Source organism: Rhizobium sp. CF080 (assembly GCF_000282095.2).
GTDB lineage: Bacteria > Pseudomonadota > Alphaproteobacteria > Rhizobiales > Rhizobiaceae > Neorhizobium.
The window spans coordinates 518,158-540,107 of sequence record NZ_AKKC02000008.1; the positions used below are offsets into that span (position 1 = coordinate 518,158).

Here is a 21,950-nt window from a genome sequence, read left to right on the forward strand (position 1 = left end):
ACCCATGCTTTTTGCGGATTGTTTCCGAATCCACCCATGCTGCGGCGCGATATTTACCGAAATGATGTTTTAAGACTTCCGCAACGATTGCGCGCGCTCGGCGCCTTGCCGCAAATGGTCCTCAGGTTGGCGCCGGAGGAAATTTGTGCGCTCGCTGGTCCATATTTCATCCTGGAGGAGCCCCGATGAAAATCCTGAACGCCGTTATCGGCGCAACCGCTCTTGCGGCGCTTTCCCTTTTCTCCGCTTCCGTCAACGCTGCCGGTTATCCTGAACGCCAGATCACCATGATCGTGCCGTTTGCGGCCGGCGGCCCGACTGACACGGTCGCGCGTCTCGTCGCCGAATCCATGTCGAAGGATCTCGGCCAGCAGGTCATCGTCGAAAACGTCGGCGGTGCCGGCGGCACTCTCGGGGCTGCCCGCGTGGCGAACGCGGAAGCGGACGGCTACACCGTTCTCCTGCACCATATCGGCATGGCGACCAGCGCCTCGCTCTACCGCAAGCTGCCCTATGACACGCTGAACGCCTTCGACTATGTCGGTCTCGTCACCGATGTTCCGATGACGCTTCTCGCGCGCAAGGACATGCCGGCGACCGACCTCAAGGGTCTCGTCGAATATGCCAAGGCCAACAAGGACAAGGTGACCGTCGCCAATGCCGGCATCGGCGCTGCCTCGCATCTGTGCGGCATGCTGTTCATGAGCTCGATCCAGACCTCGCTGGTCACCGTTCCCTACAAGGGCACCGGTCCGGCAATGACCGATCTTCTCGGCGGCCAGGTCGACATCATGTGCGACCAGACCACCAACACCACGAAGCAGATCCAGGGCGGCACGGTTAAGGCCTATGCGGTCACCTCGCCGGCACGCCTCAACGTCCTGAAGGACATCCCGACCGTCAAGGAAGCGGGCTTGCCGCAGATGGAAGTCGGTATCTGGCACGGTCTCTACACGCCGAAGGGTGCCCCGAAGGAGGCGATCGACAAGCTCAACAAGGCCCTCAAGTCGGCCTTGAAGAACCCGAACGTCTCCGCCCGCTTCGCCGAACTCGGCACCGAGCCGTCGCCGGACAACGACGTCACCCCGGCGGCGCTGAAGGCCAAGCTCGAGAGCGAAATCACCCGCTGGAAGCCGGTCATCCAGGCCGCCGGCCAGTACGCGGACTAAGTTGGTGCGTCTGGCCGATCTCCCCCCTTGCGGGGGAGATGCCCGGCAGGGCAGAGGGGGTGTTTCACCACACTCCCGTTAAATTAGTCGCACCACCCCCCTCTGTCACCTCCGGTGACATCTCCCTCGCAAGGGGGGAGAGGGGAGTTGGCGGCAAAGCATCTCCCAATTCACGGAGACACCATGAATTCCCTGAAATTCGACACCGTCAATCTGATCTGCGGGCTGCTGCTGATCGCGACAGGCCTGTACTTCGCCTACCAGTCGTTCGAACTCGAACTCGGTACGGCGCTGCGCATGGGGCCCGGTTATTTCCCGTTCATTCTTGCCTGCGCGCTCATCCTGTTCGGCGCGATCATCCTCGTCCAGGCGATGCGGGTGGAGGGAACGCCGGTCGGAGCGCTCGCCTGGCGCGGCATGTTCTTCATCCTGCCGGCGCCGATCTTCTTCGGCCTCACCGTGCGCGGCCTCGGCTTCGTGCCGTCGATCTTCGTCACCGCGCTGATCGCCTCTTTCGCCTCCGGTCGCATGAAGCCGCTGACGGCACTCGTCCTGTCGGCAGCGCTGACGATCTTCTCGGTCGCCGTCTTCAGTTATGGCCTCGGCCTTCCGTTCCGTCGTTTCGGGCCCTGGCTCGGTTATTGAGGGTTGAGTGATGGATCTGTTCAATAATCTCGCGCTCGGTTTCGCGACCGCGTCGTCCTTCGAAAACCTGTTCTTCTGCCTGATCGGCGTGCTGCTCGGCACATTGATCGGCGTGCTGCCGGGCATCGGCGCCACGGCGACGATCGCCATGCTTCTGCCGATCACCTTCCAGCTCGAGCCTGTCTCGTCGCTGATCATGCTCGCCGGCATCTATTACGGTGCGCAATACGGCGGTTCGACCACGGCGATCCTGATCAACATGCCCGGCGAATCCTCGTCTGCCGTTACCGCCATCGACGGGTACCAGATGGCACGCAAGGGCAAGGCGGGGGCGGCGCTCGCGATCGCCGCGATCGGTTCCTTCTTCGCCGGCACGGTCTCGACCTTCCTGGTGGCAATCTTTGCGCCGCCGCTCACCCAGATCGCGCTCAAGTTCGGCGCGGCGGAATATTTCTCGCTGATGGTGGTCGGCCTCGTCTCGTCGATCGCGCTCGCCCATGGCTCGATCATCAAGGCGCTCGCCATGGTGTCGCTCGGCCTGCTGCTCGGCCTCGTCGGCACCGACATCTATACCGGCACGCCGCGTTTCACCCTTGGCATCCGTGAATATGCGGACGGGTTGAACTTCGTGGCGGTCGCAGTCGGCGTCTTCGGCATCGCGGAAATCCTGCGCAATCTCGAAAGCGAAAAGACCCGCACGGTGCTGATGGCCAAGGTCAGCGATCTTATGCCGAGCCGAGAGGATTTCAGGGCGATGGTCGGACCGGTCATCCGCGGCACGGCCATCGGCTCGATCCTCGGCATCCTGCCGGGCGGCGGCGCCATCCTTGCGGCATTTGCCTCCTACACGGTCGAAAAGAAGGTTTCGAAACATCCGGAAGAATTCGGGCATGGCGCTGTCGCCGGCGTCGCCGGTCCGGAATCGGCCAACAATGCCGGCGCGCAGACCTCGTTCATCCCGCTGCTCACCCTCGGCATTCCGGCGAACCCGGTGATGGCGCTGATGGTCGGCGCGATGATCATCCAGGGCATCGTGCCCGGTCCGAATGTCGCGACCGAACAGCCCGCGCTGTTCTGGGGCATCATCGCCTCGATGTGGATCGGCAACCTGATGCTCGTCATCCTCAACCTGCCCCTCATCGGGCTGTGGGTGAAGCTGCTGACCATCCCCTACTACGTGCTGTTCCCGATCATCATGGCTTTCTGCTCGATCGGGGTCTACAGCGTCAACTCGAACGTCTACGATCTCTATGCCGTCGCCTTCTTCGGCCTCATCGGCTACGCGCTGCTCAAGCTTCGCTGCGAACCGGCGCCGCTGCTGCTCGGCTTCGTGCTCGGGCCGCTGCTGGAAGAGAATCTCCGACGGGCGATGATCCTTTCGCGCGGCGATCCGACGACGTTCGTCACGCGTCCCATCAGCGCAGCCCTTCTCTTCCTCGCGGCCCTCGTCCTCGTCATCGTCTTCTTGCCGAGCGTCAAGGCAAAGCGTGAGGTCGTATTCCAGGAAGAGGATTGAGAAGCTGCGGACAGCGCCGCGCGGAGGACCGTGCGGCGCTGAACCTTCGCATGACTTCCTGACGGGTCGTGCGGACGGTGCTCCGGGCATTCAAACCGTCTGGAGCACCTGCAATTCCTGGATGGGGACAGGGCCGCCGATCCGCTTCAGCAGCAGCTTTCCCATCAGCAAGCCGGCTTCAGTCAGGTCTTCGTAGATCGTCTCGGCGCGGGGGCGGATCTGGTCGAACAGGCCCGAGGTCTGTTTCGCCACCAGCCTGACATCCTTGTCCAGCTCAAGCTTATGGTCGTAGGCGGATGCCATGACCGCGAGCGCCGATACCTCGCCGCCGCAGATATAGCCGTCCGGCCGGTCCGGCTCGCCCATGCGGCGGAAGAGATAGTCGCGAATGTCGTCGGACTTGCTGTCGAGCGTCACGCCCTTTGCGATCTCGAAGCCGACGCCTTCCTCGCGCACCGCCGTCATGAAGCCGTGCCGCAGGTGGTGGGCGAAGGTGAAGCGCTCCGGCGGCAGGATGATCAGGAGCTTGCTTGCGCCGGCGGCGATCAGCTTTTTTGCGGCCTGATAGGCGAAACCGTAATTGTCGTAGTCGACATAGGGGTGAGCCGTGGCAAGCTCGGTGCGGCCGTGACAGATGAACGGAAAATTGTTTTCCATCAGCAGTTTGACGCGCTCGTCCATTGGCTCCGTGCGGGTGAAGACGATGCCGTCGGCCATGCGGTTTCGCATGATGTGGCGCACCGGTTCGATCTGCGGCGTATCGGAAAAATGGGGTGTGATGACGAGGTGATAGGCCGTGCCGCGCAGGGCCTCGGTGAGGCCGTTGATCATCGAGGTGGCATAACCGAGGATTTCCTCGTGGGGATCAAGGACCAGGCTGATCACATTGGTGCGACCGGTGCGCAGGCGCTGTGCCGCGCGGTCAGGCAGATAGCCGATATCGGCCGCGACCTGGCGGACGCGCTGGCGGGTATCGAGCGCGATCTGGGGTGCGTCCGCAAGCGCCCGCGATACGGTCGTGACGGCAAGGCCGGTCAGTTCGGCGATCGTTTTCAGGGTCGGCTTCGCATCAGCGCCGGATTTTCCGGTTACCCGCTCCGTCTTCGCCCGCCGACCCTTGCCCCCCAGGTCTTCCAGCGACATATCCTCTTCTCCTCCGTTCCCGCTCCGAAACCGGAGCGAGCCTCACCTATATCGTTACAAATTTTCCGGAAGTCGCCAGGAATTTTTCTCGATTCCTGAGGAAAATTTTGCCAACTGCTAATTTTACAAGTTTTTCCATGGTGTTAGCTGAATCGATGATGATGTAAAAAACTCCTTTGGCCGGGTTGACACCGACCGCAATTATATCGTTATAAATCGCCATATCCGGAGAGGAGCCCGGATGCAAAGGGAGATTCTCAATGAAGATTCGAATGATTGCCAAACTCGCCGCTGGTGCGGCACTTATTGCCATGACTGCTGGGGCCGCCAAGGCCGCAGAACAGGTCGAAGTCCTGCACTGGTGGACTTCGGGCGGCGAAGCTGCCGCACTCAACGTGCTGAAGGAAAACCTCCAGAAGCAGGGCGTTGCCTGGAAAGACATGCCGGTTGCCGGTGGTGCAGGCTCTGCTGCGATGACCGCGCTGCGCGCCCGCGTCACGGCCGGCGATCCGCCGACCGCTGTCCAGCTGCTCGGCTTCGACCTTCGCGACTGGGCCCAGATGGGCGTCGCCGCGAACCTCGACGACCTCGCCAAGAAGGAAGGCTGGGACAAGGTCATCCCGGCTGCTCTCCAGAACTTCTCGAAATTTGACGGCCACTGGATCGCTGCTCCGGTGAACATCCACTCCACCAACTGGCTGTGGATCAACAAGGCCGCTCTCGACAAGGCCGGCGGCAAGGCCCCGACCAATCTTGCCGAACTCATCACCATGCTTGACGCCTTCAAGGGCCAGGGCCTCACCGCTCTCGCTCATGGTGGCGTTCCGTGGCAGGACGGCACGCTGTGGGAAGCCGTCGTGCTTTCGACCGGCGGTCCGGACTTCTACAAGAAGGCCGTTCTCGACCTCGACCCGGCCGCTTTGTCCGGCGACACGATGAAGAAGGTCTTCGACACGATGTCGAAGCTGCGCACCTATTTCGACCCGAACTTCTCGGGCCGCGAATGGAACCTGTCGACCGCTCTCGTCATCGAAGGCAAGGCCGGCGCCCAGGAAATGGGCGACTGGTCCAAGGGTGAATGGCTGCGCGCCAACAAGAAGCCGGGCACCGATTTCGTCTGCATCCGCTTCCCCGGCACGCAGGGCTCGGTCCTGTTCAATGCAGACCAGTTCATGATGTTCGACGTTGGTGGGGACGCTGAAAAGGCCCAGCTCAAGATGGCGTCCGCCGTCGAAGATCCGGCCTTCCAGATCGCCTTCAATACGGTCAAGGGGTCGGTTCCTGCCCGTACCGACGTTTCGAACGAAAAGTTCGACGATTGCGGCAAGAAGGGCATGGCGGACCTTGCCGAAGCGTCTTCCAAGGGTACGCTGATGGGCTCGCTCGCTCATGGTTACGCTCAGCCGGCTGCCATCAAGGAAGCCATGCTGGACGTCATCACCCAGCATCTCAACGGCCAGCTCACCACCGAAGCAGCGCTGAAGCGACTGCCGGAAGCGGTGAAGGCTGCCAAGTGATCGCCTGATCGCACAATTCTGACATGCGAGTGGCCGGGGACAACCCCCGGCCACTTTTCAAATTCCGGCTTGCCGGTAATTCTTCTTATCTGGTGTCTGCCGGAGGTCATGATGACGACAATCGAACCGGTTCCCGTCGTGGTGCCGCAAAGACAGGGCCGCTCGTTTGCTGACGGGCTGAGGAACGCGCTGCCGAAGATCGTGCTGGCGCCGTCGTTCGCGGTGATCCTGCTGTTCGTCTACGGTTTCATTCTCTGGACGGTCTACCTTTCCTTTACCACCTCGCGCATCCTGCCGGTCTATAAATGGGGCGGGTTCGACGCCTATTACCGCCTCTGGTCGCAGCCGAACTGGTATGTGGCAATGCAGAACCTGGCGATCTTCGGCGTTCTCTACATCGGCATCTGCATCGCGCTCGGCCTTGCCATCGCCATCCTGATGGATCAGCGTATCCGTGCCGAAGGCGTGCTGCGTCCGATCTTCCTCTATCCGATGGCGCTGTCCTTCGTCGTGACCGGCACCGCCTGGAAATGGTTCCTCAATCCTGGCCTCGGGCTTGAGAACACCATGCACAATCTTGGCTGGACGAGCTTCAAGTTCGACTGGCTGGTCAACCCCAAGATGGCGATCTACACCGTCGTCATTGCCGGGGTCTGGCAGGCGTCCGGCTTCGTCATGGCGATGTTCCTTGCCGGTCTTCGCGGCATCGACGGCGAGATCATCAAGGCGGCGCAGATCGACGGCGCATCGAGTGTCTCGATCTATCGCCGGATCATCATCCCGCTCCTGCGTCCCGTCTTCCTCTCCGCCTTCATCGTGCTCGCGCATATGGCGATCAAGTCCTACGACCTGGTCATCGCGCTGACCGGCGGCGGACCGGGCAATGCGACCGAGCTGCCGTCCACCTTCATGTATTCCTACACGTTCACCCGTAACCAGATGAATGTCGGATCGGCGAGCGCCGTGATGATGCTGATGGGCATTACCGCGATCATCGTGCCCTATCTCTATTCGGAACTGCGGGAGAGAAAGCAATGAGCGCGACACAAGAAACCGTCAGCGCCGGCGGAGCCCGTACCGGCCGTTATTTCATCTATGCCGCGCTGATCATTCTGGCGCTGGTCTACCTCCTGCCGCTCTACGTGATGCTGTCGACGTCCCTGAAATCGCTCGACGAAATCCGCGGCGGTGACATGCTGGCGCCGCCGCGTGATCCGTCGATCGCCGCCTGGGTCCGCGCCTGGGGTGAGGCCTGCATCGGGGTCAGCTGCGTCGGCATCAAGGGCTATTTCTGGAACTCCATCAAGATGGTGGTTCCGGCGGTTCTGATCTCCACCCTGCTCGGTGCGCTCAACGGTTACGTGCTCACCAAGTGGCGCTTCCCGGGCCACAAGCTTGTGTTCGGCATGATGCTGTTTGCCTGCTTCATCCCGTTCCAGGCGGTGCTTATCCCGATGGCGCGGGTGCTCGGCACGTTCGGCCTGTCGAACTCCACCACCGGCCTCGTCCTGGTCCACGTGATCTACGGTCTCGGCTTTACGACGCTGTTCTTCCGCAACTATTACGAGGCGTTTCCGGACGAACTCGTGAAGGCCGCGATGATCGACGGCGCGGGTTTCTTCCGGATCTTCTGGCGCATCCTGCTGCCGAGTTCCGGGCCGATCATCGTGGTGACGATCATCTACCAGTTCACCAATATCTGGAATGACTTCCTGTTCGGCGTGTCCTTTTCGTCCGGCACATCCTCGCCGATGACGGTCGCGCTGAACAACCTCGTTGCCTCCTCCACCGGCGTCAAGGAATACAATGTCGATATGGCGGCTGCGGTGTTCGCAGCGCTTCCGACGCTGTTCGTCTATGTCGTCGCCGGACGCTATTTCGTGCGTGGCCTGATGGCCGGCGCAGTCAAGGGATAACCGCACATGAGCTTTCTTGAAATCAAGGATATTCGCAAGAAGATCGGCAATAACGAGATCCTGAAGGGCATCAATATCGAGCTCGAAAAGGGTGGCTTTCTGGTTCTCGTCGGCCCGTCTGGCTGCGGCAAGTCGACCCTGCTCAATGCGATTGCCGGCCTGCTGCCGCCGTCGTCGGGCGATATCGTCATCGACGGCCAGGTGGTCAACGATCTGCATCCGTCGAAGCGCGATATCGCCATGGTCTTCCAGTCCTATGCGCTCTATCCGAACATGACGGTGGAAGAGAACATCGCCTTCGCGCTCGAAATGCGCGGCGTCGAGAAGGCGCAGCGCGAGGCGGCGGTCAAGCAGGTCGCCAAGACCCTGCAGATCGAGCATCTCCTGAAGCGCCGTCCGAGCCAGCTTTCCGGCGGCCAGCGCCAGCGTGTCGCCATGGGCCGCGCGCTGGTGCGCCAGCCGCGCGTCTTCCTGTTCGACGAGCCGCTGTCCAATCTCGACGCCAAGCTGCGCGTCGAGGTGCGTGCGGAAATCAAGGCGCTGCACCAGAATACCCATGCCACGATCGTCTACGTCACCCACGACCAGATCGAGGCAATGACGCTCGCGACCAAGATCGTCGTGCTCAAGGAGGGCATGGTGCAGCAGGTCGGCACTCCGGCGGAAATCTACGGCCGCCCGGCCAACCTCTTCGTCGCGGATTTCATGGGCTCGCCGGCGATGAACATGCTGAAAGGCAAGGTGGTCTCGTCGGGAGCGGGGCAAAGCATCGCCCTGTTCGGCAACGACGGTCTGACGGTCGCTATGCCGCCATCGGTCACCACGACCCTTGCAGACGGCAAGGACGTCATTCTCGGCCTGCGCCCGGAGACGATCACCGATGCCGGTCTCGTCGATCCGCAGGCACGCGCCACTGCCCATATCGAGGCCGAAGTCACAATGATCGAGCCGACCGGTTCCGACACCTTCGTCACCGGCAGGCTGGACGGCGCGACTTTCACCGCCCGCACCCGCTCCGACGTGCATGTCGCGCTCGGCCAGAAATTCCCCTTCTCCTTCAATCTCGACAAGGCCGTGGTCTTCGATCCGCAGACGACCAGCCGCATCGACTGAGTGGTCGGGCGCCTGACCTCCTGGCCTGCTGCCTTATTTTAGGTAAGCGATAACAAGGCGTTATCGTTCCGCGGGGAACTTTTCCCCGCGGACTTGTATTCCCTTGGAACAATTGCAGCCAAGGAGATGTCATGTCGCTGACGCGAGATTTCACGCCATTCGATTCGCGGGACGGAGGTTCCGCCCGCCAGTCCCGCCGCATCTTTCCCAAGTCCTGGGGGGCGGAATATCTGGGTGACGGCGAAGTGCTTTTCCGAATCTGGGCACCGGATCTGGAGCGCCTGCGGGTGCAGATCGCCGGCCGTAACCGGGAGATGCTGCCGGCGGGCGAGGGCTGGTTCACGCTGACCACGGACGGAATCGCGCAGGGCACGCCCTATCAATTCGTCATGCCCGATGGTGTCGCAATGGCGGACCCGGCTTCGCGCGCCCAGGATGGCGGCGTCGACGGCCCTTCGCTGATCATCGATCCGGCCTCCTACCGGTGGGAACGGCCCGACTGGCAAGGTCATGCGTGGGAAGAGGCGGTTCTGTACGAGATCCATATCGGTACCTTTACCGAAGAAGGCACGTTTCGCGCCGCCGCCGAGCGGCTGCGGGAGATCGCCTCGCTTGGCGTGACGATGCTGCAGGTCATGCCGGTCAACCAGTTTCCGGGCGCACGCGGCTGGGGTTATGACGGTGTGCTGCCCTATGCGCCGCACCACGCCTATGGCGAACCGGACGACATGAAGGCTTTCGTCGACGCCGCGCACCGGCACGGTCTCTCGGTCATGCTCGACGTCGTCTACAACCACTTCGGCCCGCGCGGCACCCTGTTCGAGCCCTATGTGCCGGCCTTTTTCGATCCCGATCGTGCGACGCCCTGGGGACCTGCGATTGATTTCAGCCAGCGCCCGGTGCGGCAGTTCTTCATCGAGAATGCGCTCTATTGGCTGGAGGAATTCAACCTCGATGGTCTGCGGCTGGATGCGGTCGACCAGATCAACGACGACGCCTCGCAGATGCACGTCCTGTGGGAACTGGCAAAGCGGGTTCAGCGCGAGGTGACGGGCCGGCGCAGGCATCTCGTGATGGAGGATCACCGGAATATCGCCCACTACCTGGAGCGCGACCGCTGCGGCAATGCGTTGCTCTACGAAGCGGACTGGAACCACGACATCCACCATGCCGCGCACGTGATCGCAACCGGCGAGACCGCCGGGTATGTCGGCATCTTTGCGAACGATCCGGTACGCAAGCTTGGCCGTGGCCTCGCGGAGGGTTTCATCTATCAGGGCGAAACATCGCCGAACGACGAGGTGCGCGGCGAGCCGAGCGGTCACCTGTCGCCCATTGCCTTCATCAACTTCCTGCAGAACCACGACCAGGTCGGCAATCGGGCGTTCGGCGAGCGGCTGATCTCGCTCGCCGATCCGCAGATGTTGCGGGTGATGACGGCAATCTTGATCCTGTCCCCGCAGGTTCCGCTCCTGTTCATGGGCGAGGATTACGGCGAGACCCGGGATTTCCGCTTCTTCAGCGATTACCAAGGTGAGCTTGCCAAGGCCGTCTGGGATAACCGCATCAACGAGGCTGCGAATTTCGGTGGCATCCCTGAGAGTGTTGCGAAACCGGAGGATATTGCCGATCCGAATGCGGTTGAAACCTTCGAACGCTCTAAGCTGCGTTGGAACCAAGCTAGGGAGCCCGAAGGCCAGGCGCGTCGCAACCGCCTGCGCATGCTGATCGCAAAGCGTCGAGAACATGTCGTGCCCGGGCTTCGGGCGATTCCTCCTTCTTCGGGCAAGATGCTCGATACCGAAGACGGCGTGATCGCCATCGACTGGCGGCTGGCGAACCGCCGGCTGAAGCTCCGGGCCAATCTCTCAAAAGAGGAGAGGCCGATCCCGCCCGTTTCCGGAGTCGTCATCCACGTCGAACCGGCAAAAATCGCTGCCGGCGAAACTCTTCCCGGCCTCTCCATGCTCATGGCCGTATCCCCTCTCTGAGCTCCCGCATTCCTGCGAAAAAACGGAACAATCCGGGGAAGGCGGGGTTGGGTCAGCGTCCCATGCGAAAGGGGACCAAACCAGACCGAGGAGACAGACAATGGCTAGTGGAAATTATTCCCAATCGGGCGGGTATCGGAACGACCGTATGCGCGACGAGCGTGATTTCGCACGCGAGTCCTCCAGCGACTATCGCCCGGGCGATACAGGTTATGTGCGTGGTTTCAGTGACGATGAGCGGAGCGGCAATGCAAATCGCGAGGATGGCGATCGTTCGCGTTTCTCCCGTTATGGCCGCGGCGAGCAATGGGCTTCCGACGATGGCGGGTTCGAGGCGGGTTATGGTGATTCGGACCGCTCGCAGGCCTGGGCTCGTGAATCCTATCGTGGCCGGCCTTCCTCGTTCAGTTATGAGCCCGGCCGCAATCGCGTCAACCAGGCCTATGGCGACCGCTACGGTTCGGACTATCGGTTCAGCGGCGAAAGCCGCCAGGGTTCGGACAGCCGCTTCCGTGGTTCGGAAGACAATGGACGTCAGCGCGGCTTCATGGAGCGGGCTGGCGATGAGGTTGCCTCCTGGTTCGGTGATGAAGACGCTGAACGTCGCCGGAAGATGGACGAGCATCGCGGCAAGGGGCCGAAGGGTTACCAGCGCTCCGACGCCCGTATCGAGGAAGACGTCAACGATCGCCTGAGCGACGACCCGGTGCTGGACGCGTCCAACATCACCGTGACGGTTCAGGCGGCTGAAGTGACGCTCGACGGCTTCGTATCGAGCCGCTGGGACAAGCGCCGCGCCGAGGATCTCGTGGATGACGTGTCCGGCGTCCGGCACGTCCAGAACAACCTGCGGATCAACAATAGTTCGACCGATACGCTGACCGGTTCAACCACGATCTGATCCGGTGTGGTCCACGCGTCAGGCCGCTGCCGGTGGCCTGATTTCAATCGGCAAGGAGACATTATGACCGAGAACAATGACACCGCCAAAATCCACGAGGATGCGGAGGGGCAGTACGCCAAATCCCAAGCCGACGGCAAGGCAAATGGCGTTGCCAGCGCCAAGCCGACGGTAATCACGGGTTCCGACGACGCGACGACGCACCGCAATCCACCTGGCAAAAAGGTGCTGGAAAAGGACTGGGACGTGAATTTCGACGTCGAGGAACGGTCCCGGCAGAGTTGAGCTGCGCCTTCCGCCGAAAACGCATCGCCGGCAATCAATCCTTGGCCCGACGTCTAAAACCGGCTAGAAAAGCCGGCGGGAATATTAGCAGATGGCGGGAAACGGAAATGCACAATGCCGGCAGGTAGCACAGGCACCTGCAGCTTTTTCTATAGGGTAAATGCGCGGGATGTTTAGAATTTCGCGGTTTTTCCCGACGGCGCCGATCGGTGCCTATCTGGTCGCTCTGGCGGCTGGCGTCGCATTGCCATTGCTGATCTTCGTCGGTTATCTGATGATGGAGCTGGAGGCGAACGAGCGGGAAATTCTCGCGGGCGAAACCGCCGAGGATGCTCAGCTCATCGCCCGCTCGATCGATCGCGAACTGCAGGACATGGCGACGACGCTGAGGTTGCTGGTGACCTCGCCGGAACTTGAGGCGGGCGACCTTCGCGCTTTCCACAACCGGACCCAGAACAGCCTCCGCTCCAATTCTCTCTATATTCTCGTCGTCAATGCGGACGGCCAGCAACGGCTCAACACCCGCGTTCCGTTCGAGACGCCGCTCGGCAAGATCTCCAACATGCCTGCGCTCCAATCCGCTCTGAGCAGCGGCGTGACCGAGGTCTCCAACGTCTTTTTCGGCAACACCAGCGGCAAGCATGTCTTCAACATCACGATGCCCCTGGCCAGGGAGATTTCCTATTCGGGTTCCGCGATGATCATGACGCAGAATGCCGAGGACCTGCAGAAGCTCATCTCGACGGAAGGTCTTCCGGCCGGCTGGTCGGTAGCGGTCATCGACGGAGCGGGGCAGGTGGTGACCTCGCTCGGCGCCCATGCGCTCAGTTCCGGTACGCCGTTTCCGTCCGATACGCTCAAGCTGATGACGGGCTTCAAGGGCACGATCGAGGATGTCGACGGCGACCGCCGGCAAATGTACGGTTACGCGCAGATCACCGGCTGGACCTGGAAGGCGGTCGTCTGGGGGCCGATTGATGCGGCGCAGGCGAGTATTCTCACCACGTGGCGGCAGTTGATCGCCGGCGGCGCCATCTTCCTTGCCGTGGGCATGCTGATCGCCTGGCTCGTCGGCCGCCAGCTTCGCATCCCGATCCGGCAGATCGCCGAAATGGCGGAGAGGATCGGCAAGGGCGAAATCGTCTCTCCGGTGGAGACGAAGATCCGCGAGGCCAACCAGGTCGCGGTAGCACTTTCGAATGCCTCCTTCGACCGCAGCGAGGCGGAAGACCGGATCCACCTTATCCTGCATGAGCTGGTGCATCGTACCAAGAACATCCTCACGCTGATCCAGGCGATGATGCGCCAGTTGTCGCGCCAGGACACCACGATGGAGGAATTCCAGAAGGCGATCAGCACCCGTCTCCAGGGCCTTGGCAAGTCGATCGAGGCGCTGGCGAAGGAACAGTGGGCCGGGGTCTCGATCCGCCGGGTCATCGAAATCCACATGAGTACATTCGCGGATGCGGCCGACCGCGTCCAGATGCAGGGCGCGGACTTCATCCTGAAAGCCGAAGCAGTGCAGAATTTCGGACTGATCCTCCACGAGCTTGCGACCAACTCGGTGAAATATGGCGCGCTTTCCGTGCCGCGGGGCGAGGTGCACATCGCCTGGAAGGACCTGATTGACGAAGACGATGGCGAGAGCCGGCTGGAACTGGTCTGGGAAGAGAAGAACGGTCCTGCGGTTCGCGAGCCTTCCCGTACCGGGTTCGGCACGACGATCATCAAGCGCCATGCAGCCGCGGCTTTTGCGGGCCATGTCGAGGTGGACTTCCGCAAGGAGGGGCTTTGCTGGACCTTGAACGCGCCGCGCGCTTCCTTCGAAAGAGGCGAGGGCGCCGAAAGCCTCAAGGACATTGCCGTCTAGCTGTTGTGATCGGCAGCGCCGGAACGAAGGAGCGGTCCTTGCCGTTTGATTGGCCATGGACGCCATGCTCACCACCATCGACATCGATCAAGATTCCCTGAAAACCATCGGCCTTACTTATGTCAGCGATACGGAGCCCGGTATCCGCCGGCTCAAACGCGGCAAGGGCTTCACCTACCGTCTGCCGGACGGCACCCTGCTTGCCGATCCGGAGCATCGCTTGCGGATCTCTTCACTTGGGCTGCCGCCCGCCTATGAGAATGTCTGGATCTGCCTCGATCCGCGCGGGCACCTGCAGGCCACCGGTTACGATTCCCGCGGCCGCAAGCAGTATCGCTATCATGTCGACTGGCAGAACTTCCGCAGCGAGCGCAAGTTCGATCAGCTCGTCCGGTTCGGCGAAGCTTTGCCGCGCATCCGCCGCAAGGCGAAACGCGATCTGGAACTCGGCCTCGACAAGTCCGATGCGGTGATCGCCGCGCTGGTGGCGCTGATGGACGCGACCCATCTGCGGGTCGGCAACCGTCTCTACGCCAAGGAGAACAAGACCTATGGCGCGACAACGCTCCTGAAACGCCACATGACGCTGTCAGGCGAGGCGATTATGCTGCGCTTCGTCGCCAAGGGTGGTCAGCGTGTCCAGCACACGCTGAAACATCCCCGTCTGCAACGCATTTTCGAGGAGATCGCCGACCTGCCGGGTCGGCAGCTGTTTTCCTGGCCGGACGAGCAGGGCGTGCCGCATGCGATCGATTCAGGCCGGCTGAACGCCTATCTCGCCAAGGCGGCTGGGTTTGCGGTTTCGGCCAAGACCTTCCGCACCTGGGGCGGCAGTCTCGCTGCCTTGATGGCAGCCTGGGAGGTGGTGGAAGAAGAGGGCAGGCGCCCGAAGATCAAGGCGATGTGCAAGGCGGCGTCGCATGCCTTGCACAACACGCCGGCTGTCTGTCGGTCGAGCTATATCCATCCGAGCATTCTTGCTCTGTCAGAGGACGTTTCGCCGCTGGAAAAGGTGATGAGGAATAAGGCGGTGTTGAACGGGCCAAAGGAGTTGCGTGCCAACGAACGGCGGCTCCTGGCTTTCCTCAAGGAAGTCTCGGCAACTTGCGCGACGACCGCCCGCGAGGAGGTTGCGGGCGGCCGGGACCAGGTTTGCGTTTAAGTTACGCTGCCCGGCGATTTTGGCGTTCTTCCTGGACTTCCTCGACGATCTTCGCCACGAATTGCGGCAGATCTTCCGGCGAGCGCGAGGTGATGATGCCGTTGTCGACCACCACAGCCTCATCCTTCCAGGATGCGCCGGCGTTGCGGATATCGGTGCGGATCGAACGATAGGATGTCGCCTTGCGGCCGCGAAGTGCATCGGCTTCCACCAGCAGCCAAGGGCCATGGCAGATTGCCGCGACCGGCTTGCCGCTTTTGACGAAATCGCGCACGACCTTCATCGCGTCTTCGTTGTTCCGCAGGATGTCGGGGTTGATCTGGCCGCCCGGCAGAACGAGGGCATCGAAGTCCTCCGCCTTGACGTCCCTGGCTTCCAGATCGACCGGGACGCTGTCACCCCAGTCCTTTTTGTCCCAGCTCTTGATCTCGCCTGCCTTGATGGAGGCGATCTTGACCTCGGCCCCGCGTTTTCTCAGTTCCTCCATGGGGACGCGCAGCTCCGACCGTTCGTAGCCGTCGGCCGCGAGGATCAGGATGTTGGCGGACTCGATGGTGGTCATTCTGGTCTCCTTTTGTTGGACAGTCTGGTCGTTCAAAATCTTTTCTGGGTGGAACCGACGGCTTCAAAGCCGACCGGTCGAAAGGTCCCGGCCGTTGATGGAGGCGGGGACGCTGATTTCTTCGCGGGGTGACTTGGGCAAAGGAAGAACCACGGCACCGGGTACGACGACCTGCAGTTCTTCCGGATGGGCCACGGCAAACGTCTTCTTCTGCTGAGTGCCGGTGAGCCTGTTTCTGAGCATTTTTAGAAAGTGTCTCATGATTTTCTCCCGTCGCGAAAGCTGGGCGGTTGGCCCGTTCACAGGGGAGCAAACCCATCGCAAAAGGATTCGTTCCATCTTTTTCACAGTCGGTTACATAAAGTTATCCGGCGGCTGGAACAAAATCCCGGGCAGCACGTTCGGGCCCGAATGTTTTCGCGGCTCTTCGGCTGCGGATTGGACCTGCCGGGTACATGTCGGATGAATGATGACCGCTTGACCGGCTGCAGCCGGCCAATCCGATCAAGACGCAGTTTCAGACGGCAAGGCGTCCCGGGCGGCCCCCGGCAGAAGACTCGGCCGAGTTTCTTCATCCTCATCCTCTGTCCGTTTCTTTCCGCCTGCTCCGGTGTCCAGTCGGCGCTCGATCCGGCGGGACGCGAAGCGGCGGATGTCGCCACCCTGTTTTTCACGATGTTGATCGGCGGCGTGGCCATCTGGGCCGGCGTGGTCGGCATGCTGTTCTATGCGGTGCGCAAGAGGCAGGTGCATTCCGAAAAGGCGGCAGCGCGGGTCATTCTCTGGTGCGGCGCGCTCCTGCCGACTGTCATCCTCGCGTCCCTGCTCTCCTACGCGGTCTGGCTGATGCCGAATGTCCGCCCCTGGTTCGGGGGCGCGGACGGCGGCATGCGCCGTATCGACGTCACCGGCGAGCAGTTCTGGTGGCGGGTCCGGTATCTGGAAGAAGGCGGCCAACCGGCGTTCGAGACGGCCAACGAGGTGCGTATTCCTGTGGGCGAGCGCGTCGTCTTTTCGCTGAAATCGCCCGATGTCATCCATTCCTTCTGGATCCCCGTGCTCGGCGGCAAGATGGACATGATCCCTGGCCGCGAGAACCGGCTGACGCTGCTCGCCGAAAAGCCCGGCATCTATCGCGGCGTCTGCGCCGAATTCTGCGGAGCCTCGCATGCGCTGATGGCCTTCACCGTGCTCGCCATGGAGCGCCAAGCCTTCGAGGATTGGATCGCGGCGCGGCGGGCTTCGTCCGGCGCTCGGGATGCCGAAGGGCTCGCGTCCTTTCTCCGCCACGGCTGTTCCGCCTGCCACGCGATCTCCGGCACGCAAGCGCGTGGCACGATCGGGCCGGATCTCACTGCCTTCGGCGAGCGCGGCTCGGTGGGAGCGGGGACGCGGCCTAATCTGGAAGAGCATATCGCGAGCTTCATCCGCGATGCGGGGAAGATCAAACCGGAAGCCCGCATGCCGCATTTTTCCATGCTGCCGGATGCTGAAATCGAGCGGATTGCCGCCTATCTGAAGGGGCTCAGATGACCGTGGAACTCGGCAATTTTTCGCCGGAAGAGCGCACGGCGCAGGAGGAGCGGCTCCGCAAGGTGTGGGAAACGCCGAAGGGCATCCGCTACTGGACGTCGGTCAACAACAGCGAGATCGGCCTCTGGTACGGCGTCACCGCCTTCGCCTTCATGCTGTTCGCCGGCCTGCTCGGGCTTTTGATGCGCCTGCAACTGGCGGTGCCCGAGAACGATTTCATCTCCGCGGAACTCTTCAACCAGGCCTTCACGCTGCATGGTACGGTGATGATGTTCCTGTTCGCCGTGCCGATCTTCGAGGCCGTGGCGATCTTCTTGTTGCCGTCGATGCTGGGCGCCCGGGAACTGCCGTTCCCGCGTCTGTCCGCCTTCGGTTTCTGGAGTTTTCTGATCGGCGGCGTCTTCGTCTGCGGCTCGATCTTTTTCAACGCGGCGCCGAATGCGGGCTGGTTCATGTATCCGCCGCTGGCGACCGACGACGAATATGCTGGCATCGGCGCGGATATCTGGCTGCTCGGCCTGTCCTTCATCGAGGTGGCGTCGATCGCCGCCGCCGTCGAAATCATCGTCGGCATCATGAAATGCCGGGCGCCCGGCATGCGCATCAACCTGATGCCGATGTTCGCCTGGTACCTCTTGATCGTCGCAGGCATGATCCTCTTCGCCTTCCCGCCGCTGATCGCCGGCGACATCCTGTTCGAGATGGAGCGGATGTTCGACTGGCCGTTCTTCGATGCGACGCGCGGCGGCGATCCGCTTCTCTGGCAGCACCTGTTCTGGATCTTCGGCCATCCGGAGGTCTATATCATCTTCCTGCCCGCCATCGCGCTGATGGCGATGATCGTTCCGACCTTCTCGCAGCGGCCGATCGTCGGTTATTCCTGGATCGTGCTCGCCGCTGTCGGCACCGGGTTCCTGAGCTTCGGGCTCTGGGTGCACCACATGTTCGCGACAGGCCTGCCACAGATCTCGCTCGCCTTCTTCTCGGCAGCGTCGGAGGCGGTCGCCATCCCGACCGGGGTGCAGATCTTCGTCTTCATCGCCACCATGCTCGCCGGCCGCGTCATTTTTTCGGTGCCGATGCTGTTCGGGGCAGGGGGACTGATCATCTTCGTGGTCGGCGGGCTGACCGGCGTCATGGTGGCGCTCGTCCCGTTCGACTGGCAGGCGCACGATACCTATTTCATCGTCGCCCACCTGCATTACGTACTGATCGGCGGCATGCTGTTTCCGGTCGTTGCCGGTATCTATTATTACTTTCCCTTCGTGACGGGAAAGAAGCTCGGCGATGCCTGGGGCAAGGCCGCCTTCTGGCTGATGTTTGCGGGTTTCAACATCGCTTTCTTCCCCATGCACTTTTCCGGGCTGCGCGGCATGCCGCGACGCGTCTTCACTTATCCAGAAGGTATCGGCTGGGACTGGTTCAACCTCATCTCCACCATCGGCGCATTCATCTTCGCGGCGGGCGTCGCGACCGTTCTGATCGACATCTTTCGCCCGAAGCCGGAGCCTGAGGGGCGCAACCTCAATCCATGGAATTCGGGCACCCTCGAATGGACGAACGATCCGTCCGAAAGCTGGGGCATGCGCTCGGTGCCGATCATCACCAGCCGCTATCCGCTCTGGGACCAGCCTGACCTGCAGGCGGATATCGAGGCAGGGCGCTTCTATCTGCCGGATGCGAAATCAGGAAAACGCGAGACGCTGGTGACCTCGGTTCTCGATGCCGAGCCGATCCAGTGCCTGCGGGTCGGCGGCGTTTCCCATGTCACGATCATCGCGGCGCTGGCGCTGGGCGGTGTCTTCATCGCGCTGACGTTCAAATTGTGGATCACCACGATCGTCTTCGCGATCATCACTTTCATCGCGATTATCCATTGGCTCTGGAACGGAACCGCACCGATACCGGAAGCGCCGGAAATCGATGTCGGGCTTGGGCTCAAATTGCCAGTCTACGTTTCAGGGCCGGCCTCGGTCGGCTGGTGGGCGATGTTCATCACCATGGTCGGTGACGGCACGGCCTTCGCAAGCCTGGTCTTCGGCTATTTCTTCTATTGGACCATCCACAATGACTTCACCACGATCGCGGACGGACCAGGCGTCCTGTGGCCGATGGTGGCGCTGGTGCTCTACGTCTTCGCCTGGGGCCTGACACTCCTGGCGCGTGAACTCAACGAGAAAGGCCCAACAGGTGCGCGGTTGGCACTCGTGGCAGCCTTTGCCGTCGCGGTCGCCGCCTCGCTGGCAGGTCTTGTCGGTCCCTATGTCCACGCCATGGATCCCACAGCGCACGTCTATCCCGCGATTGTCTGGATCGTCGCGATCTGGACGGTCACGCATGGTGTGGTCGGCGCGATCATGCAGGCCTATTGCCTGGCACGCAGCCTTGCCGGCCGGATGACTGCCGAATACGATCAGGACATCCGCAACGTCACGCTCTACTGGCATTTCATGGCCTTTACCGCCGTCGTCACCTTCGTGGTCCTCGGCCTGTTTCCATTGGTAAGCACATGAAGAGCTTCATTCCGCGCGAGGTCGAAACCCTCTGGACCCTCTTCACCGCCCCGACCGTCTGGGCGCTGCATTTCATCGTCTGCTACGCAACGGTCGCGGTCTTCTGCGCCAAGGGCCTCGCTTCGGAGGTTTCGTTCGACACAGTGCGGATCGCGCTCGGCGTCATAACCGCGCTGGCGCTGGCGGTGATCGTGTTCTCTGCCTGGCTCGCCTGGCGGCAATGGGGTTTCGGCGCCGGCGATCCGCTCCATGACGAGGCGACCCGCCATGCCCGTACGCTGTTCCAGGGGTTCGCGACGCTGCTGCTGTCCGGCTTGAGCTTCGTCGCCGTCCTCTACATGGCGATCCCGATGATCTTCATCGCGGGGTGCCAGTCATGAGGAAGGCCGCGCTGATCAGCGGCCTGGTTGTGGTGTTTGCCCTCTGGGCCGTCCTGCTGCCGCTTGTAGACCGGTCATCCTTCTCGGTGCATATGATCGCCCATATGGGCGTCGTTGCGGGTGCGGCGCCGCTGATCGCCATCGGCCTGTCGGGGACGCGTTTCGATTTTTCCGCAAACCAGCGCTGGCTGACTCCGCTCACCGCTTCGCTTATCGAACTCTTCGCCGTCTGGATGTGGCATGTTCCTGCCCTGCGGGCTCTGCCGGAGACCTCGCCGTTTCTTGCGGCGCTGGAGCAAGTCGTCTTTCTGGCTGCAGGTCTTGCTCTCTGGCTCTCCTGCCTCGGCGGGGCGGCGACGGGCCGGGAGGAGCGGCGGCTTGCCGGCACGTTCGGCCTGCTCTTCACCTCCATGCACATGACGCTGCTTGGCGCGCTGCTGGCGCTTTCGCCGCGTGCGCTTTACGGTGAGGGCGAGGTGAGCTGTCTCGGCGTGACGCTTTCGGCGGCAGCGGATCAGCAGGCCGGCGGGGTTGTCATGCTGCTGGTCGGAGCGGTGGTCTATCTCGTCGGCGGCGTGGCGCTTCTCGCCCGCACGCTCAATGACCGGGTGCCGGAGCCTTCGGGGAGGAATGGCTGATGACGATCCGCTGGAAATATCTCGCGATACTGGTGATCGTGGCGCCGCTGCTGGGGCTGGGGTTCGCCTGGTCCGGGCTGATGAGCGTCAAGGCGAGCACCGGCCATTGGGCGGTGACCGACTGGTTCCTGCACTGGGTGATGCGCAATTCCATCCGCACCGCGGCGCTTGCTGTCGAAGTGCCGCCGCTCGACAACCCGGCCTGGCTGCCGCCGGCTGCCGGCCATTTCGAAACCGGCTGCGCCATCTGTCATGGCTCGCCGGCACAGGGGCGCTCCGGCGCCGTGCTCGCCATGTTGCCGCCGCCACCGGACCTGAAGACCGTGGTGCCCAGCTGGAGCGACGCGCAGCTCTTCGAGATCGTCAAGCATGGGGTGCGCTTCACCGGCATGCCGGCCTGGCCGGCGCAGGTGCGCGACGACGAGGTCTGGGACATGGTGGCGTTTCTGCGCAAGCTTCCGGGGATGGACAGCGACGCCTATCTGCGGATGTCCGGCCTGCATGGTATCGGGACGGCGGGCGAAGTTTCGCCGCTGCCGATCACCTGCGAGAGCTGTCACGCGGAAAAGCGGCTCGATGCGAACAGCGTCATTCCGCGGCTCACTGGCCAATCGGAAGCCTATCTCCTGAACAGTCTGCGCGCCTATGCGCATGGCGAACGGGCAAGCGGCATCATGAAAGTGGCGGTCGGTAGCTTGACGGAGGAAAGCCTGCCCGAGCTTGCGCGCTACTATGCCAGGCAGGCGAGGCCGCAAAGGCCTGCTGCGCCGGTGGACGCGCAGCTCGCGGAAAAGGGCCGCGAGATCGCGGAAAGGGGAAGAGCGGCAGACAAAATTCCCGCCTGCCTCAGTTGCCACGAAAAGCCCGGCGGCAATCCCGCCTATCCGCGCATTTCGGGTCAAAACGCCCCTTATCTGGAGCGTCAGCTCCGCCTTTTTCACATGGGTGTCCGAGGCGGGTCTTCCTTCAGCCACCTGATGACCGCGGTGGCAAAAAACTTGGCGGATGAAGATTTTGCCGCTCTCGCGGCCTTTTTTGCCAGCCGCGAGAGCAGTGGGCCTTGAGTTCAAGGCCGCTCTCCTCCCCAGGAGCTTAA

20 protein-coding genes are annotated in these 21,950 nt (G+C 62.2%); 17 read left to right on the plus strand and 3 right to left on the minus strand.

The features are described from left to right. Positions 1-185: 185 nt before the first annotated feature. The 3 genes from PMI07_RS19520 to PMI07_RS19530 all read left to right on the plus strand — a co-directional run bounded on the left by PMI07_RS19520 (position 186) and on the right by PMI07_RS19530 (position 3,330). A complete protein-coding gene (locus PMI07_RS19520) occupies positions 186-1,169 on the plus strand; it encodes a tripartite tricarboxylate transporter substrate-binding protein (RefSeq protein WP_007751475.1) in 984 nt (327 codons plus the stop codon). A 183-nt stretch (positions 1,170-1,352) separates the two neighbouring features. After that, positions 1,353-1,814, plus strand: a complete 462-nt coding sequence (locus PMI07_RS19525) for a tripartite tricarboxylate transporter TctB family protein (RefSeq protein WP_007751473.1) — start codon at positions 1,353-1,355, stop codon at positions 1,812-1,814. Positions 1,815-1,824: 10 nt separating this feature from the next. Further along, positions 1,825-3,330: a tripartite tricarboxylate transporter permease gene (locus PMI07_RS19530; protein ID WP_007751471.1), complete on the plus strand. Its 1,506-nt coding sequence runs from the start codon at positions 1,825-1,827 to the stop codon at positions 3,328-3,330. A gap of 90 nt (positions 3,331-3,420) precedes the next feature. On the opposite strand, the gene PMI07_RS19535 is transcribed toward PMI07_RS19530, so the two are convergent. Then, positions 3,421-4,473, minus strand: coding sequence for a LacI family transcriptional regulator (locus tag PMI07_RS19535; protein ID WP_007751468.1), 1,053 nt, complete (start codon positions 4,471-4,473; stop codon positions 3,421-3,423). Positions 4,474-4,739: 266 nt separating this feature from the next. Between PMI07_RS19535 and PMI07_RS19540 the strand changes: the two genes are divergently transcribed. The 9 genes from PMI07_RS19540 (at position 4,740) to PMI07_RS19580 (ending at position 15,228) form a co-directional block, all read left to right on the plus strand. After that, positions 4,740-5,990, plus strand: coding sequence for an ABC transporter substrate-binding protein (locus PMI07_RS19540; RefSeq protein WP_197032547.1), 1,251 nt, complete (start codon positions 4,740-4,742; stop codon positions 5,988-5,990). 111 nt (positions 5,991-6,101) lie between these two features. Continuing rightward, positions 6,102-7,028 carry a sugar ABC transporter permease gene (locus tag PMI07_RS19545; RefSeq protein ID WP_007751463.1) on the plus strand — a complete coding sequence of 309 codons (927 nt, stop codon included), beginning with the start codon at positions 6,102-6,104 and terminating at the stop codon, positions 7,026-7,028. Then, entirely contained in the window at positions 7,025-7,906 is an 882-nt protein-coding gene (locus PMI07_RS19550) for a carbohydrate ABC transporter permease (protein ID WP_007751459.1), read from the plus strand. The genes PMI07_RS19545 and PMI07_RS19550 overlap by 4 nt, the downstream gene beginning before the upstream one ends. A gap of 6 nt (positions 7,907-7,912) precedes the next feature. After that, positions 7,913-9,019: an ABC transporter ATP-binding protein gene (locus tag PMI07_RS19555; protein ID WP_007751454.1), complete on the plus strand. Its 1,107-nt coding sequence runs from the start codon at positions 7,913-7,915 to the stop codon at positions 9,017-9,019. A 131-nt stretch (positions 9,020-9,150) separates the two neighbouring features. After that, positions 9,151-11,010: a malto-oligosyltrehalose trehalohydrolase gene (gene treZ, locus PMI07_RS19560; protein WP_007751450.1), complete on the plus strand. Its 1,860-nt coding sequence runs from the start codon at positions 9,151-9,153 to the stop codon at positions 11,008-11,010. Between the two features lie 100 nt (positions 11,011-11,110). Then, positions 11,111-11,911, plus strand: coding sequence for a BON domain-containing protein (locus tag PMI07_RS19565; protein WP_007751447.1), 801 nt, complete (start codon positions 11,111-11,113; stop codon positions 11,909-11,911). 63 nt (positions 11,912-11,974) lie between these two features. After that, positions 11,975-12,196 carry a hypothetical protein gene (locus PMI07_RS19570; protein ID WP_007751444.1) on the plus strand — a complete coding sequence of 74 codons (222 nt, stop codon included), beginning with the start codon at positions 11,975-11,977 and terminating at the stop codon, positions 12,194-12,196. A 169-nt stretch (positions 12,197-12,365) separates the two neighbouring features. Then, on the plus strand, positions 12,366-14,066 hold the full coding sequence (locus PMI07_RS19575) for a sensor histidine kinase (protein ID WP_051484226.1): 1,701 nt from the start codon (positions 12,366-12,368) through the stop codon (positions 14,064-14,066). Between the two features lie 82 nt (positions 14,067-14,148). Next, positions 14,149-15,228, plus strand: coding sequence for a DNA topoisomerase IB (locus tag PMI07_RS19580; protein ID WP_051484227.1), 1,080 nt, complete (start codon positions 14,149-14,151; stop codon positions 15,226-15,228). 1 nt (position 15,229) lies between these two features. Here PMI07_RS19580 and PMI07_RS19585 read toward each other — a convergent pair whose 3' ends face one another. Together PMI07_RS19585 and PMI07_RS19590 are read right to left on the minus strand one after the other, a co-directional pair. Beyond that, positions 15,230-15,790 carry a type 1 glutamine amidotransferase domain-containing protein gene (locus PMI07_RS19585; protein ID WP_007751433.1) on the minus strand — a complete coding sequence of 187 codons (561 nt, stop codon included), beginning with the start codon at positions 15,788-15,790 and terminating at the stop codon, positions 15,230-15,232. A 63-nt stretch (positions 15,791-15,853) separates the two neighbouring features. Next, complete coding sequence (locus tag PMI07_RS19590) at positions 15,854-16,051, minus strand: hypothetical protein (RefSeq protein WP_007751430.1); 198 nt, start codon at positions 16,049-16,051, stop codon at positions 15,854-15,856. 201 nt (positions 16,052-16,252) lie between these two features. Here PMI07_RS19590 and coxB point away from each other — a divergent pair, with 201 nt between their 5' ends. Genes coxB through PMI07_RS19615 form a run of 5 tightly spaced genes read left to right on the plus strand, consistent with a single transcriptional unit; the run spans position 16,253 to position 21,918 of the window. Then, positions 16,253-17,323 carry a cytochrome c oxidase subunit II gene (coxB, locus tag PMI07_RS19595; protein WP_007751428.1) on the plus strand — a complete coding sequence of 357 codons (1,071 nt, stop codon included), beginning with the start codon at positions 16,253-16,255 and terminating at the stop codon, positions 17,321-17,323. Continuing rightward, positions 17,320-19,836, plus strand: coding sequence for a cytochrome c oxidase subunit I (gene ctaD, locus PMI07_RS19600; RefSeq protein ID WP_007751426.1), 2,517 nt, complete (start codon positions 17,320-17,322; stop codon positions 19,834-19,836). Before coxB ends, ctaD begins: the two co-directional genes overlap by 4 nt. Further along, positions 19,833-20,216, plus strand: coding sequence for a hypothetical protein (locus tag PMI07_RS19605; RefSeq protein ID WP_007751424.1), 384 nt, complete (start codon positions 19,833-19,835; stop codon positions 20,214-20,216). The genes ctaD and PMI07_RS19605 overlap by 4 nt, the downstream gene beginning before the upstream one ends. After that, entirely contained in the window at positions 20,213-20,854 is a 642-nt protein-coding gene (locus tag PMI07_RS19610) for a cytochrome c oxidase assembly protein (RefSeq protein WP_007751420.1), read from the plus strand. The genes PMI07_RS19605 and PMI07_RS19610 overlap by 4 nt, the downstream gene beginning before the upstream one ends. Further along, on the plus strand, positions 20,854-21,918 hold the full coding sequence (locus PMI07_RS19615; RefSeq protein WP_007751418.1) for a c-type cytochrome: 1,065 nt from the start codon (positions 20,854-20,856) through the stop codon (positions 21,916-21,918). Before PMI07_RS19610 ends, PMI07_RS19615 begins: the two co-directional genes overlap by 1 nt. Positions 21,919-21,950: the final 32 nt, after the last annotated feature.